The sequence below is a fragment of the Hymenobacter sp. J193 genome, from assembly GCF_024700075.1.
Taxonomy (GTDB): Bacteria; Bacteroidota; Bacteroidia; order Cytophagales; family Hymenobacteraceae; genus Hymenobacter.
The window spans coordinates 1,815,818-1,830,274 of sequence record NZ_JAJONE010000001.1 but is presented as its reverse complement, the minus strand read 5'-3'; the positions used below and the strand labels follow the sequence as shown (position 1 = coordinate 1,830,274).

General features: G+C 58.6%; 16 protein-coding genes. 8 read left to right on the top strand and 8 right to left on the bottom strand.

Annotation, left to right across the window (positions count from 1 at the left end; all coding sequences use genetic code 11):
• Positions 1 to 62 precede the first annotated feature (62 nt).
• The gene (mutY, locus tag LRS06_RS07900; RefSeq protein ID WP_257870990.1) at positions 63 to 1,142 is read right to left on the bottom strand and encodes an A/G-specific adenine glycosylase; all 1,080 of its coding nucleotides are present in this window, start codon (positions 1,140 to 1,142) and stop codon (positions 63 to 65) included.
• 192 nt (positions 1,143 to 1,334) lie between these two features.
• Between mutY and LRS06_RS07895 the strand changes: the two genes are divergently transcribed.
• The 3 genes from LRS06_RS07895 to LRS06_RS07885 all read left to right on the top strand — a co-directional run bounded on the left by LRS06_RS07895 (position 1,335) and on the right by LRS06_RS07885 (position 4,540).
• Entirely contained in the window at positions 1,335 to 1,640 is a 306-nt protein-coding gene (locus LRS06_RS07895) for an HU family DNA-binding protein (protein WP_196954337.1), read from the top strand.
• Positions 1,641 to 1,715: 75 nt separating this feature from the next.
• Positions 1,716 to 2,603: a tetratricopeptide repeat protein gene (locus LRS06_RS07890; protein ID WP_257870989.1), complete on the top strand. Its 888-nt coding sequence runs from the start codon at positions 1,716 to 1,718 to the stop codon at positions 2,601 to 2,603.
• A gap of 332 nt (positions 2,604 to 2,935) precedes the next feature.
• Entirely contained in the window at positions 2,936 to 4,540 is a 1,605-nt protein-coding gene (locus tag LRS06_RS07885; protein WP_257870988.1) for an Rne/Rng family ribonuclease, read from the top strand.
• A gap of 176 nt (positions 4,541 to 4,716) precedes the next feature.
• On the opposite strand, the gene LRS06_RS07880 is transcribed toward LRS06_RS07885, so the two are convergent.
• Positions 4,717 to 5,394, bottom strand: coding sequence for a porin family protein (locus tag LRS06_RS07880; RefSeq protein ID WP_257870987.1), 678 nt, complete (start codon positions 5,392 to 5,394; stop codon positions 4,717 to 4,719).
• Positions 5,395 to 5,500: 106 nt separating this feature from the next.
• On the opposite strand from LRS06_RS07880, the gene LRS06_RS07875 reads away from it, so the two are divergent.
• Positions 5,501 to 6,508: a gliding motility lipoprotein GldB gene (locus tag LRS06_RS07875; protein ID WP_257870986.1), complete on the top strand. Its 1,008-nt coding sequence runs from the start codon at positions 5,501 to 5,503 to the stop codon at positions 6,506 to 6,508.
• Positions 6,509 to 6,579: 71 nt separating this feature from the next.
• Positions 6,580 to 7,782 (top strand): glycosyltransferase family 4 protein, encoded by a 1,203-nt coding sequence (locus LRS06_RS07870; protein WP_257870985.1) that lies wholly within the window; start codon positions 6,580 to 6,582, stop codon positions 7,780 to 7,782.
• A 58-nt stretch (positions 7,783 to 7,840) separates the two neighbouring features.
• Here the strand turns inward: LRS06_RS07870 and nth are convergent, their stop codons facing one another.
• The 4 genes from nth to LRS06_RS07850 form a co-directional block, all read right to left on the bottom strand.
• Positions 7,841 to 8,542 (bottom strand): endonuclease III, encoded by a 702-nt coding sequence (gene nth, locus LRS06_RS07865; protein WP_257870984.1) that lies wholly within the window; start codon positions 8,540 to 8,542, stop codon positions 7,841 to 7,843.
• A gap of 117 nt (positions 8,543 to 8,659) precedes the next feature.
• Positions 8,660 to 8,890, bottom strand: coding sequence for a hypothetical protein (locus LRS06_RS07860; RefSeq protein WP_257870983.1), 231 nt, complete (start codon positions 8,888 to 8,890; stop codon positions 8,660 to 8,662).
• On the bottom strand, positions 8,829 to 9,464 hold the full coding sequence (locus tag LRS06_RS07855; protein ID WP_257870982.1) for an RNA polymerase sigma factor: 636 nt from the start codon (positions 9,462 to 9,464) through the stop codon (positions 8,829 to 8,831). Before LRS06_RS07855 ends, LRS06_RS07860 begins: the two co-directional genes overlap by 62 nt.
• Positions 9,465 to 9,726: 262 nt before the next feature.
• Positions 9,727 to 10,284 (bottom strand): DUF6799 domain-containing protein, encoded by a 558-nt coding sequence (locus LRS06_RS07850; RefSeq protein ID WP_257870981.1) that lies wholly within the window; start codon positions 10,282 to 10,284, stop codon positions 9,727 to 9,729.
• A 143-nt stretch (positions 10,285 to 10,427) separates the two neighbouring features.
• On the opposite strand from LRS06_RS07850, the gene LRS06_RS07845 reads away from it, so the two are divergent.
• Entirely contained in the window at positions 10,428 to 11,231 is an 804-nt protein-coding gene (locus LRS06_RS07845; protein WP_257870980.1) for an MFS transporter, read from the top strand.
• On the top strand, positions 11,195 to 11,728 hold the full coding sequence (locus tag LRS06_RS07840; protein WP_257870979.1) for an MFS transporter: 534 nt from the start codon (positions 11,195 to 11,197) through the stop codon (positions 11,726 to 11,728). The genes LRS06_RS07845 and LRS06_RS07840 overlap by 37 nt, the downstream gene beginning before the upstream one ends.
• On the opposite strand, the gene LRS06_RS07835 is transcribed toward LRS06_RS07840, so the two are convergent.
• On the bottom strand, positions 11,729 to 12,163 hold the full coding sequence (locus LRS06_RS07835) for a copper resistance protein NlpE (protein ID WP_257870978.1): 435 nt from the start codon (positions 12,161 to 12,163) through the stop codon (positions 11,729 to 11,731).
• Positions 12,164 to 12,278: 115 nt separating this feature from the next.
• Here LRS06_RS07835 and LRS06_RS07830 point away from each other — a divergent pair, with 115 nt between their 5' ends.
• The gene (locus LRS06_RS07830) at positions 12,279 to 12,860 is read left to right on the top strand and encodes an RNA polymerase sigma-70 factor (RefSeq protein ID WP_257870977.1); all 582 of its coding nucleotides are present in this window, start codon (positions 12,279 to 12,281) and stop codon (positions 12,858 to 12,860) included.
• A gap of 97 nt (positions 12,861 to 12,957) precedes the next feature.
• Here the strand turns inward: LRS06_RS07830 and LRS06_RS07825 are convergent, their stop codons facing one another.
• Complete coding sequence (locus tag LRS06_RS07825) at positions 12,958 to 14,409, bottom strand: T9SS type A sorting domain-containing protein (RefSeq protein WP_257870976.1); 1,452 nt, start codon at positions 14,407 to 14,409, stop codon at positions 12,958 to 12,960.
• Positions 14,410 to 14,457 lie beyond the last annotated feature (48 nt).

Genomic DNA, 14,457 nt, shown 5'->3' with positions numbered 1-14,457 from the left:
TGCTTTCTGATATTAAAGATACTATAGTAAAAATAAAATACCAAATTTTTTAGCTTAAAATATCAGCTAAAAAAATTAGTAATAAGTACTGGCTTGGGCAGACTTTCCACTTCGGCCAGTGTGAACGGCTGCAACCCCGATGCTGCCAGGTGCTCGGCGGCCAGCGGCGCCTGCAGCCACAACGGATGGAAGCGCGCTTCGAGCTTCTGGTGGCTTAGCACATGGCGAAAAGTAGCACTGGGCTCCTCCACGTGGTTGGTAGCCAACTGGCCGCCCAACTGCGCTACGTGCGCCACCACTGCCGCAGGCGCTACCTCCAGTGAGTCGGTTTCCAGCAGGGCGAAATCGTACAAGCCCTGCCAGATGTCTTTGCCGGTACGCTTGCGCATGTACACGGTATCGTTGTAACGCAATACCAGGTAGTGAAAGTGGCGCGTGCGGGTTGCTTTGGCCTTACTTTTCACGGGCAGCTCGTGCACCATACCGTGCTGAAACGCAAAGCACTGGCTTTGCAGTGGGCAGAACAGGCAGTCGGGCTTGGCAGGCGTGCATTGCAGGGCCCCGAATTCCATCACGGCCTGGTTGAACTCGGCGGGGTGCTCGGCCGGAATGAGCGTATCGGCCAGCTGCTGGAAAATCTTGCGGCTGGCGGGAGCGGCAATGTCGGCCGTGATGCCGAACACCCGTGCCAGCACCCGGTATACGTTCCCATCCAGCACAGCCACGGGCTCGTCGTAGGCAAAGGAGGCAATGGCGGCAGCCGTGTACTGGCCCACGCCGCGCAGCTGCAGCAGTCCGGCGTAGGAGCCCGGAAAACGGCCGCCATAGTCCTGCACCACCTGCCGGGCTGTGTGGTGCATGTTACGGGCCCGGGAGTAGTAGCCCAGGCCCTGCCAGTGGCGCAGTACCTCATCCTCGGGCGCGGCGGCCAGATCGTGCACGGTAGGGTAGGCACTGATGAAATCGAGGTAGTAAGGGAGGCCCTGCTTAACCCGGGTTTGCTGCAGAATTACCTCCGACAGCCAGATGGCGTACGGGTCGCGGGTATGGCGCCAGGGCAGGTCCCGGCGGTGGCGTGGGTACCACCCCAACAGGGCGTTAGCAAAAAAGGACGAAGCCGGTAGAGAAGTGGATACAGACAAGAAGTTGAAGCAGAAAGGGTTGTCAGGAAAGCAGATGCCCGAATGGTTTAGGCGAAAACGTTTGTAAAACAAAAAAAGGGGACTACCTTTGTGGCCCCAATTCGTAAGCGAACCGCCTATCGGGCAAAGGCTTACGTTTGGCACCGGGGAATCATACCCCACTTTTTTTCACCCCATAGTACACTTACCAGCGTGACTAAAGCAGAAGTAATTGCCGAAATTGCCGACAAGACCGGCATCGAGAAAGCAGACGTTTCGGCTACCGTAGAGGCTTTCTTCAAAGTCGTGAAGGATTCGATGGCCGAAGGCAACAACATTTACGTGCGCGGCTTCGGCTCTTTCGTGAACAAAAAACGCGCGAAGAAAGTGGCCCGCAACATCTCGAAAAACACGTCGATTATCATCGACGAGCACTTCATCCCCAGCTTCAAGCCGTCGAAAACCTTCATCGGCAAGATCAAAAACAGCAAGAAGATCAAAGAACTGGCTCAGGCCTAAGTTCGTTTCTTCGTAACATTGTGGCAGCGCCGCTGGGTTTTCCTTGAAAGCCGGGCGGCCTGCTTTTTTCTCCGAATGACCCGTACTTCCTCGCATCAGCTTCTTCTGGTTCTCGTCGCGCTGGCGGTTGTGGGTGCCCTGTTTGCCCTGCCTAAAGGCATTGTGAAGCCCAAGGAAGGCAAAGGCGAACTGGCCCAGACAGCAGCCCGCACGGCCAACCGTGACCAGGGAGCTGCGGCGCCTTCCACAGCCTCCGTAGAAGGGGCGGCGCCTGCGGGCGTATCCGCCGAAAAGCCGCACATGAGTGCTACGCCAGCCCAGCAGAAAGAGCTGAGCCAGCTGCGCACCCGCTACACCGCCGCCGATGCCAGCACTAAGCTGCAACTGGCGGGGCAATTGGCGGCCAAGTACGCGGCGGTTACCAAGTTCGATAGCGCGGGCTACTACTACGAGCAAGTAGCCGTAGCCCGGCCCGGCGAGCAGGCGTGGAAAAAGGCAGCCGATCAGTACTTCGAAGCGTTCAGCTTTGCCGCTACTGAGGAGCGGGCCAAAACGCTCAGCGCCAAAGCCCGGGAACTGTACGAGCGGGTGCTGAAAAACAACCCCGACAACCTGGACGCCAAAACCAACCTGGGAATGGCGTACATGGCCAGTGAAAACCCCGTACAAGGCGTAGTGCTCCTGCGCGAGGTGCTGGCTACCGACCCCCGCAACGAAAAGGCGCTCTACAACCTGGGCGTGCTGTCGTTGCAGAGCAACCAGGCTGAAAAGGCCGTGGAGCGTTTCCGGGAACTGGTGAAATACCACCCCGAAAACGAAAGCGGCCAGTTCTACCTCGGGGTTTCCCTGGCGCAGACGGAGAACCGGGCCGAGGCGCGCAAGGTCTTCACCCAACTAAAACAAAACAGTACCGATCCGGCCTTGTCGGCATCGGTCGATCAGGAATTGCAGAAGCTGCAATAATCATTTCTTCAACCTAACCCTTTTAACCCATGCCCTGCGGTAAAAAAGAAAGCGTCATAAGATTGCTACCCACAAACGCAAGAAGCGTCTGCGCAAGAATCGTCACAAGAAGAAGTAAGCCTTTCGGGGTTTGCTGGCGAATGTAGCCGCTACCGGCGGCCGACCAAGCATTCGTCTATCTCTCATTTAGTATCCCCGAGAGTGGCTGATTCTGCGCTTTCCCCGTGGCCTGGAAGGGAAGCTGGTGCTCTGATGCACCGGCTTCCCTTTACGGGTTTCCGGGTTGCCGACTTCGCCACAAACTTGTGGGTGCTTCCTAACCGCTTAATCCATTGAGTAACGAATTAATCATTAATTCTACTCAGGACGGAGAACGGATTGCCCTGCTACAGGACAAGCGGCTCATCGAATATCATTTCGACCGCAACGACACCAACTACTCGGTTGGTGACATCTTCCTGGGCACGGTCAAGAAAGTTATGCCCGGTCTGAACGCCGCGTTCATTGACATCGGGTATCAAAAAGACGCCTTTCTGCACTACGGCGACCTAGGGGAGAATTTTCCCTCGCTCAACAAGTGGGTGAAAGGCGTGCATTCGCAGAAAATTGCCGTTGGGCCACTCAAAACCTTTCAGTTTGACGGGCAGCTCGACAAGGTTGGCAAGATTGCCGACACCCTGAAGAAGAGCCAGCAGCTGCTGGTTCAGATCATCAAGGAACCGATTTCAACCAAGGGCCCGCGCCTGTCCACGGATATTTCCATGGCTGGCCGCTACCTCGTGCTGGTTCCTTTTTCCAATACCATCAGCGTCTCGAAGAAAATCGTGAGCCGCACGGAGCGGGAGCGTCTCAAGCGCCTCATAGCCTCCATCAAGCCCGACAACTTTGGCGTCATCATCCGTACCGTGGCCGAAGGGCGGGAAGTGGCGGAGCTCGACAAAGACATGCAAAGCATGGTGGACAACTGGAATCAGTTGTTTCAGACGCTGCGCAAAGCCAAGCCCAACGATAAAGTGTTGGGCGAGCTAGGCCGTAGTAGCTCCATGCTGCGCGACATGCTGAACGAGAGCTTCGACTCCATCATCGTGGATTCGCCCCCGATGTACGAGGAGATGCGCAGCTACCTGCAGAAAATTGCCCCCGATAAAGTGGGCCTGCTCAAGCTCCATAGCGGTAAAGTGAAGGTGTTTGAGCACCATGGCATCGAGAAGCAACTCAAGTCGCTGTTTGGCAAAACTGTAACGGTGCCCGGCGGCGGCTACCTCGTGATTGAGCACACTGAAGCCCTGCACGTGGTAGACGTAAACTCGGGCAATAAAAGCAACCAGGAAGGCGACCAGGAAGCCACGGCTTTGATGGTCAACATGCTGGCAGCCAAAGAAATAGCCCGACAGCTGCGTCTGCGCGACATGGGCGGTATCATCGTAGTCGATTTCATTGATATGAAGTCGGCTGAGAGCCGCAAAAAGGTGGAGGATGTGGTGAAGGACGTGATGAAGCACGACAAGGCGCGCTTCACCGTGCTGCCCATCACCAAGTTCGGGCTGCTGCAAATCACGCGGCAGCGCGTGCGACCCGCCGAAAACATCGTGACCGGCGAGGTGTGCCCCACCTGCGGCGGCACGGGCAAGATTTCGGCCTCCATCCTGGTGACGGATGAAATCGACAACAGCATTGAAGACCTGCTGGTAACCCAAAACCAGTCGGGCGTCACGCTGAACGTGCATCCGTTCCTGCATGCCTACTACACCAAAGGTTTGGTGAGCCGCCAGATGAAGTGGTACCTGAAGTACTACAAATGGGTGAAAGTGATGAAAGACACTTCCCTCGGCATTACCGAATACCGCATCGAGGACGAGTACGGCGAGGAAATCGAGCTACACTCGGCAGCCGCGGCCATGAGCCGCCTGCAGGACCGCGAAGCTGGAAATCATTGATTAATTGAATTGACGGCCGTTTTCTGCGAAACCCCGCCTGACAAGTAGAAGAAACGCCCGCGCTGCTCAAAGCAACGCGGGCGTTTTCCGTTAAATGGTTTTCTGGTGGAATGAATACCTGTCTTGGTAACTGGTTAATGGCTTAGCCATTTAGCCACTAACTCATTCAGCCTTCGCTAGAATTTCATGCCCAGGTCCAGGACGAACTCACTGTTTTTGATAACGACGTTGCTGAAGCTCCGCTCGTCCTCAAAGTAGTTGTCGATGTTGGGCAGACCGCGCTGATAGCGTAGGCCGGCAAATACCTTGGTGCTTTGGCCAACCTGGTATTCGGTGCCGAAGCCCGCCAGCACACCGGCGTCGGGAATCAGCAGAAATTTGTTGCTCTTGAAGGTTTTGCCGGAACCGGGGTCGGTGAATTCCTTTTCACCATCAATACGGGTGCCGATGTTGGCGCCTAAATAGCCGCCCAGCTGGAAATACAGCTTGGTATCGGTGGCAATATCGTTGGTGAACAGCTTGATGGTAAGCGGCACCTGCAGGTATTGCGCGCCGATTTTCAGCTCTTGCTGAAGAGTGGCTTGAGTATTAGGATCTTTGTCTGTGTACGTGAGCTTGCCGCCTTTGCCTACCAGGTCGATGCCGGTGCTGAAGGCATAGTTTTCGCCAAAGAAATAATCGACCACAAGGCCGCCCCCAAGGCTGACTTTCGACTTGCCCTCGAATTTGTTGGCCGAGCCATCAGCGCGCAGGGAGGTAACAGCGGGCGAAAGGCGCAGGCCGATTTCCACCTGAGCCGAAGCCGCCGAGGCCGAAACGCCCACGGCCAGTAGTGCTAGAAAGAGTTTTTTCATAAAGCAGCGAAGAAATGAAGGGTCAGATACTAGCGCCTACGTTGAGGCGTTCGGTTTTGGCTAATTTCGCCTCAAAGATAGAAACGTGAACTTTAAACGAATTTGTATGCGGGCAGTATTCCAAATGGCGCTGAGCGTAGGGCTGCTGGCGGGCCTGGCCAGCTGCGGCCGCGACAAACAAACCTGCGAGCAGAACCCTGAAGTAGCCCGCGTGGCTGCCCCGGTGCATCTGGAAAGCCTGATTAAGCCCTTCTTTCAAATAAAGAACCCGGCCGATGCGCAGCAGTTCCTGCAGGCGCACCCCGGCTTTGCCAACCATTTTCTGCAGCGTCGGCAGTTTCCTTCGGATAATGTATTGGCCCAGCGCCTCACGCAGCTGGCCACCAATGCGGGCCTGCAGAAGCTGGGCCGCGAAACCGAAGCGGCTTTCCAGGACACGGCCGCCCTGCGCCGGCAGCTGCACCAGGCGTTTCAGCACGTACGCTACGAGTTTCCGGATTTCCGGGTGCCGCCAGTGAATCTGTTTGTGAGTGGCCTGAGCCAGGACGTGTTCGTGAACGACAGCCTGCTGGTGCTGGGGCTGGATTTCTTTGTAGGCCCCAAGGCGAGCTACCGGCCCAACGTGCCCGAATACATTCTGCGCCGCTACACCCCGGCGCACCTGCTGCCTACCGTGATGTTGGCCGTATCAACCAAGTACAACCAGCGCCCGCGCACCAACCCCACGATGCTAAGCGAGATGGTACAGTTTGGCAAGGCCCTGTACTTCGCCGAAAAAATGCTGCCCTGCACTCCCGATTCATTGCTGATTGGCTATACCGGCCGGGAGTTGGAAGGCCTGGAGTACAACGAAGGCAAAGTGTGGGGCCATTTCATCGAGAAGAACCTGCTGTACAACACTACGCCATTTGTTATTCAGAAATACGTGGGCGAGCGGCCCAATACGCCCGAAATCGACCGCATTGCGCCGGGGCGGGTAGGCACGTGGCTGGGCTGGCAGATTGTGCGCAAGTACATGGCTGAGCACCCCAACGTGACGCTGCGCCAGCTGATGGCCGAGCAGGATGCCCAGCGCATTCTAACCCAGTCGAAATACCGTCCCCGCAAGAAGTAGCTTCTGAAATGATGAGGGCTGGATTGGATAGGCATAGCGAAGAGAAACACCTAATTCAGAAGTAATCTGCTGTGCATATTGCCGTCTTCAGCCAGTACCATACCAACCCCGACTGCCCAGCTACCAGCCGGCACTATGCCCTACTGGAGCATATTGCACGCACGCACCGCGTCACGCTAATTACCACCAGCACCTGGGAGCGGCAACGGCTGACGCACGAGTTTCCGTGGCTGCCGGCCGGGGTGGAGATGCGCGCCGCCGCCGTGCCCTATGAGAACCGGATGGGAGTAGCGCGGCGCATCGTGTCGTTTGGGCAATATGCAGCTTACGCCGTGCGCGAGGGCCTGCGAATAGAGAGGCCCGACGTTATCTGGGGCATCAGCACGCCACTCACGGCTGCCTGGGCAGCGGCACAGGTGGCGTGGCTGCGGCGGGTACCGTGGGTGTTTGAGGTGCAGGATTTGTGGCCTTCCTTTCCTATTGCCATGGGCGCCGTACCGAGCAAGCTGGCGCAGCGTGGGCTGTATGCGCTGGAAAAAAGCCTGTATCAGTCGGCGCGGCACGTGCTGCCGTTGTCGCCGGATATGACGCGCTACGTGGAGCAGGTCGGTATTGCGCCGGAAAAGATTACAACCGTGCTCAACGGAACCGATCTGAACCTGGCAGCTCGCGCCACCGAAGAAGCTGTACGGGCCCTTCGGGCGCAACATGGACTAACCGGCCGGCGCGTGCTCCTCTACGCTGGTACGTTTGGGCGCGCCAACGATATTCCCACCCTGCTGGAAGCCGCCGAGCGGCTATTTGCCCAGGATGCTAGCATGTGTTGGCTGTTCATGGGACACGGCTACCACGAGCCGCTGGTGCGGGAAGCGGCGGAACGGTGCCCGGGCATCCGGCTCGTGGCTCCACAGCCCCGCCACGCGGTGTTTGCCTGGTTTAAACTGGCTGAGGTGTCAGTGGCGTCATTTCTGGCGCTGCCGGTGCTGGATGCTAACTCCCCGGCCAAGTTTTACGACAGCCTTGCGGTCGGTACGCCCGTCATCGTCACGAACGACGGCTGGACGCGGGAACTGGCGGAAAAGGAACAGGTTGGCTGGTACGTACCCGCCTCGGAGCCGGTACAGATGACGCAACAACTACAAATGCTGCTGAATAATCCGCAGCAGCTCCGGGCAGCGGGCCAGCGCGGTCTGCAGGTAGCCATACAGCACTTTGACCGGCAACGCATAGCCACAACGGTGCAGGCAGTACTGGAGAAGGCGAGTTGCTTATAAACTTGCTAGTGCTGGTTTTATACTAAAATAAACTTATCGGCTTGCTAAACCCTTGTTTTCAGGCCTGAGGAGGCATTTTCGGTGCTGATGGCAAGCTCGGCAAATTTTCCAGCAAAGGCGCTACCTGCCGGGCATAGTAAGCGCATATAGAAGTAAGCGGGCACACGGCACACTTAGGAGTGCGCGCCACGCAAATGTAGCGGCCGTGCAGAATCAGCCAATGATGTGCCTTGGGGATAAGCTCTGTTGGAATATAGCGCACGAGTTCTTTCTCTACAGCCAGCGGAGTAGTAGCGCTTTTGCTCACGAGCCCCAGCCGGTGCGAAACCCGGAACACGTGCGTATCCACGGCCATAGCCGGCTGGTTGTAAATCACCGACATCACCACGTTGGCTGTCTTGCGGCCCACGCCGGGTAGACGCTGCAGATCGTCCAGGTTGCTGGGCACTTCGGAGTTGAACTCCTCAACCAGCAGCCGACCTAGTCCCGCTAGGTGCTTGGCTTTGTTGTTGGGATACGATACACTCCGAATCAGCGGAAAAATGTCGTCGGCGGTGGCGGCAGCCAGGTGAGCGGGCGTGGGGAATTGCCGGAAAAGCTCCGGGGTTATCTGATTCACGCGCTTGTCGGTGCACTGGGCGCTCAGGACTACGGCTACAATCAGCTCGTAGGGACTGCCGTACTGCAGCTCCGTTTCGGGCTCGGGAAAGTGGGTAGTGAAGTATTCCAGAAAACGCTGGAAACGCTCGGCTTTACGCATAACGCAACGGGGCAACGGGAGCCCGCAAGTTCGGCCAAAAAAACGGCATCTAATACCAGCATACCCCGGCGGCAGCCAAGAAGTATACAGATACCAGATGCCGAAAAGAAGTATAGCCTAGCCGGCCTTCAAAAACGTGCGCGAGTACTGCAGGATAGCCTGCGTGGTATCAGGGCGCGGGTTCTGCCGCAGCGAGTTGAGGGCGCGCTGAGCCAACAGCAAGTCGGCACATTTGGCAGCCAGGTCGGCGTCGTGCACCAGGGCCTGCTCGATTTCGCTTTGTTCGTCAGCCGGCAATTCGTTGTACACGTACCGGAGGAGCTTCTCGTGGGTAAAGGTTTTGATCATAGAGTTCGGGTTGCGCGGACATCATTTTCCGCAGGTTGATCAGCGCGTAGCGCATCCGGCCCAGCGCCGTGTTGATGCTCACCCCCGTCGCGTCGGCAATTTCCTGGAAGCTCATCTCGCCGTAATGGCGCATAATGAGTACTTCCTTTTGCGCGGGCGGCAGGTCTTGTATTAACTCCCGCAGGCGGGCATAGGTTTCTTCGCGGGTGAAAGCAGCCTCCGAGCCCTCTTCCGCCAAAGAAAGCGAGTTGAAGGCGTGGCTGGACGTATCCAGGCTTTGCAGAGGGCTACGCTTTTCCTTGCGGAAGAAATCAATGGCCAAGTTGTGGGCAATACGGCAGATCCACGACGAGAACTTGCCTTCCTCGTTGTAGCGGCCGCTTTTCATGGTGTGAATAGCCTTGATGAAGGTATCCTGCAGCAAATCATCAGCCACGTCGGTGTCCCGCACGATCAGCATGATGGTGGTGAATACACGGCTTTTGTGCCGGGCCAGCAAGAGGGCAAAGGCATCTTCTTGTCCGTTGATATAGAGCGAAATCAACGCGGAGTCGCTCGGCTGCATGGTTTCCATAAAGGCTACGGGTAAGGGAACGTAGAGCTTTAGGCCATATTGCGCAGCTAGGGGAGAAGAAGGGGTATAAAATTCGGGGATTAAAGCAACCTCCTGACCAAATGTAGAAAACCGGCTGACCAAACACAATACCGGCTGGGCCCAAAAGGCAAACTTTTTTCACGCCTTCTTCACGAAGTCCGACAACCGGGCGTTAAGCAGGGCTGGGCAGTCCACAACGCAGCCACACACCCGGCGCAAAAACGTGCCGCCGGATTCAGAATCAAGGTTTCTGACGGGCTTCCAGCGCGCTGAGCTCGGCGTTGATGCGGGTAGCTTCCTCCGATACCGGTACGGCCTGAGCGGTACGCTCCGCCAGCTTTTCCGTGAGTTGCTGCATCAGCGCGGCCTTACGTTCCAGGCGGGCCAGAGCCTTGGCAGCATCGGCAGACACGGCATTGGGCATAGCTACCGTCGTGCCTTTGTAGCCGGTCACCATTTCATCCAACTGCTGAATGGCGTCGGCCGTCAGCATATCGTCGCTCAGGCCCACAATATCACCCTGCATATTGATGGCGCGGCCATTGGGGAGCTGCTGAGTGCCATTTTTACCCACGATGCGGCCATCGGGGTGCACGGTGGTGCCATTGGTGAGCTTAAGAGGGGCGGTAAGGCGGGTGATTTTGCCGCTCTGGATGCGCATCATGGTGCCCTGGCGGCGGAAGGCTCCATCCTTCAGAGCCGTTTTCACGCCAGCCTTGGCGGGCGCGGTGGTTTGAGCATGTGCGGGCGTAGCGCCCAGAGCTGTCAGAAACAGGGCAATGTAGAGGAAGCGTGACATAGAAACCAGACGGTAGGAGGTGGGCAATGAAACCGGGGTGCCAGCCTACTACGCAATTGCGGCCAAGAAGTCGATTTGCCATTCTCGAGCTGGTGAGGCCATGGGGCAGGCCCTACCTTTGCAGCTTATGCCTGCCTTGCCCTATGCCCGAATCTGCCGCTGCCCGCCCGGGCCACGACCCTTACGCTGCGCTTCGCCTGCCGGAGTTTCGGCGGTTTATCAGTGCCCGCGCGCTGTTCGTTATTGCCACCCGCATCCAGGGACTGGTCGTGAGCTGGCAGTTGTTCAAGCTTACCGGTGACCCTTGGAAGCTGGGGCTGATTGGCCTGACGGAAGCTATTCCGAGCATTGCCGTTTCCCTGTACGCCGGCCACCTGGCCGATTCCGTCAGGCGCAAGAACATTATTATGTCGGCAGTGGCGGTGCTGCTGCTATGTGCCGGGGCGCTGGCGCTGCTGGCCTCACCCTACGGCCTGGAGCTGCTAAAAGACGTCCGACTTGGCACACTGCCTATTTACGCCGTCATCTTCGTGAGTGGCATTGCGCGGGGTTTTCTGGGTCCGGCCTTGTTTTCGTTTATGCCGCAGCTGCTGCCCGACCGTGAAAAGCTGGCCAACGCCATTACCTGGAACAGCACCACCTGGCAAGGATCCTCGGTGCTGGGGCCGGTAATTGGGGGCTACCTTATTGCGCACCTGGGCGTAGCCAGCGCCTACACAGTATCTACCGTGCTGCTTATGCTGACGCTTTTGATGTTCGGCAGTATTGCGTCGCGGCCCTTGCCGGTGCAGGTTGGCGCCCGGCTCGATTTCCGCGAGAGTATTCTCACGGGCCTGCAGTTTATTTTTTCCAATCAGCTGGTGTTGGCGGCGCTTTCCCTGGATTTGTTTGCCGTGCTGTTTGGGGGGCGGTGGCGCTGCTGCCAGTTTTCGCCGAAGATATTCTGAAGGTGGGAGCCGCCGGCCTGGGTCACCTGGAGGCTGCGCCGGCAGTGGGCTCGGTGCTGATGGCCGTGCTGCTAACTTATTTTCCACTGCGCCGCCACGCGGGCCGCAAGCTGCTGTGGGCCGTGGGGGGCTTTGGGCTGGCTACCATCTGCTTTGCGCTGTCGCGCAACTTCTGGCTTTCCCTGGTGCTGCTGTTCCTCACCGGCGTGTTCGACTCCGTATCGGTGATTGTGCGCTCCACGCTGCTGCACACGTTCACGCCGGAGCATATGAAAGGGCGCGTGTCGGCCGTCAACAACATCTTCATCGGCTCCAGCAACGAAATCGGGGCCTTTGAGTCGGGCGCTATGGCCAAGTGGCTGGGCACGGCGGCCTCGGTGGTCTTCGGGGGCTCGATGACGATACTGGTGGTAATGGTGACGGCCTGGCGCGCCAACAAGCTGCGTGAGCTGGACATGACGCCCACCAAACCCGCTGAGCCTGCTCCGGCCGCCTGATTACTGCCGTTCCAGCGAATAGTCGAGGTTGGCATCCCGGATGGGCTTGCCGCTGCCATCCAGCAACAAAAGCTGGCTGCTCGTTTCTACCAGGTAGCTACGGCCGGGGTGGGCGCCGCTGGGTGGCAGCGTGAGTACCTGCCCGCGCAGGCGCCAGTTGCCGCGCTGCTCGGTTGGCTCGGGCTGCTTGTCGAGGTAGGTTTCCCGCAGCACGTAGGTGCTATCGGCATTCAGCTGCAGGTTGGTGAGGATGCCGCGGCAGTCGGCGCAGGGAATGGTATCGGCGTAGGTGCCGGCCAGGCTCTGGGCCACGGGCGGTGCCTCTTTTTCGGCGGCCGGATTTTGGGGACCGGTACCGTACGGGTTTTCACGACCCTGGCAGGCGGCAAACAGCAACAGCGCCGCTACGGCGGCAGAGGTAGAGGAGCGAGGCATAAGCAGAAAGCGGTAAGATGCCCGCTATACGACAGACGCCGCGCGGAAGGTCAAAATCCGGCTTCAGAAACGCGCCGAAACCTGTAGCTTTAGGCCGCGATTCGCCTTCATACGCATGGCTGCAGCCCTTTCTTCCGACGTGCTTGAAACCCGGTTGGCGCACCTGCGCAGTACCGACCAGCCCGCGTTTATGGAAGTGCTGTTCCGGGAGTTTTACCGGCCCCTGGGGCAGGTGATTCAGCGCGTGGTGCAGGACCGGGAGGCCACGGAGGATTTGTTGCAGGATGTATTTGCCCGCGTCTGGCAAAGCCGGGAAACGCTTGTCATTACTACTACTTACCGGGCCTACCTCTACCGGGCTGCCCTGAATGCGGCTTTGCGCTACGTGGAGCGGGGCAAGCGGCAGGTAGCCTGGGACGAAGCCACCGGCACGATAGAACCCCTCGGGCAGAGCGCCGACGAGGAGCTGCACCACCAGGAAGCAGCAGAGTCGGTAGAAGCGGCGCTGGCTGCCCTGCCGCCGCAGTGCCGGGCCGTGTTTATGCTGAGTCGCTACGAGGAAATGACCTACCAGCAGATAGCCGACGCACTGGAAATTTCGCCGAAAACCGTAGAAAATCAGATGGGCAAAGCCCTACGGGTGCTGCGTCAGCAGCTAAGCGGCGTTCTGCGTAACCTATACAGCTGGCTGTTTTAGCCGTAACCAACAAAGGCCCGTTGAGGCCGGTTAGTTAGCTGAGAACTTCAACCAACAACCGGACCCCAACGGGCCTTGCGGGCTTATTAAGGGAGGGTTATTCCCGGATAAGCTTCAGGACTTCCTGCTGTGGCCCCTGCTGCACGCGCAGCAGATAGAGGCCCTGCGACCATTGCTGGGCTTCCGGCAACGCCACTTCGTTGCTGCCTTTGCCCAGCGTTACTTTCCGCGACACCAGCACGCGGCCCACGGCATCGGTGACGAGCAGCGTGGCAGGGCTGGCCTGCGACGTACGGACTACCACGCCCACGCCCGCATTCTGGAAGGGGTTGGGATACGCCTGCACTGCGAAAAAGACCTGTAAAGGCACGTTGATGGTCCGCACCGGCGCCAGGTGCTCCACCCCGTTGTTGTCTACCTGCCGCAGCCGGTAGTAAACCAGCTCCGTGGCGTAGCGAGCTACGTTCACGTCCTTGAACCGGTAATCCTGGCGTTGTACGGTGGTACCGTGCCCGGCTACCTGCCCGATGCGCCGGAATGTGGTGCCATCCACGGAGGATTCCACTACGAAGTGCGCGTTGTCCTTTTCAGTGGCGGTGGTCCAGTGCAGCAGGCCATTTTCGCCCTGACGCTCGGCCGTGAAGCTCAGCAGCTCCACCGGCAACGGGTTGGCCAGGTTGCTGACGGTGAAAAAGCCCAGCGCGTTGGAGCTGCCGCTGATGCTGCGGCTGCTGGCGTTGGTGGGGGCGCCCAGTGCCACCCATGGGCCCGCAGCGGCCGGGCCGCGCCAGATCTGGGCCTGCGAGAAATCCGTCAGACCGTTATCATTATCCGCAAGCCAGCTGAGCTGCACCTGCACGGGCGTGGTCGGCGCGATGCCTGCTTCTACCCGCCACAGCTGGTCGATGCCCTTGTTGCTGCCCAGCTGGCCGTAGCTCACGCCGGCGGTTTGCAGGCCGGCCGTGCGCGTGGCGGCCACCGTGCCCAGCGCGTTGGTACCAGGATTGAGGCTGAAGCCGTGCCCGAAATCAGTGGCGCTGCCGCCAGCCAGGCTGCTGCGCTCAATCCGCAGATTGCCCTGCACGTACTGTTTGGTGCCTTCGCCGCTTAGCACGGCGCCATTGGGCAGGGTGATGGTAACGGCCACGGGCGTTTGCACCATGCCCTTGGTGAGCGTAAGCGAATCGGTGATAGTGGTATTGGCGAGAAACTTCAGGTGGTTGCTGCCGTCGGGGCCGGAGTTGCTCACGCGCACGCGGGCCAGAGTGGCGCCGGTGGCATCCAGCTCCTGTGGTGCGCTGCCTGCAAATACCAGCTGCCCGCCCGATGTAAGGCTGCCGGCATTGGTAAGGTTGCCCCCTATCACGAGCCGCCCGTTGTTGGTAAGCGTGCTGCTTGCCTTGTTGGTTACAGCTTCCGAAACGTAGACCGTGGCCCCGGCTTCGATGGTGATGACGGCGCCATCATTGGTAAGGCCCTGGGCCCCGGCGGCAAGAGGGGTCAGCCCCAGCAACGTGGCTGTCATTCGTTGGGCAAGTAGCGTTTTCATCGATAGAGGCAGGAAAGAGCGGTGCGAAAAAAGGGTAAATGGCAGAAA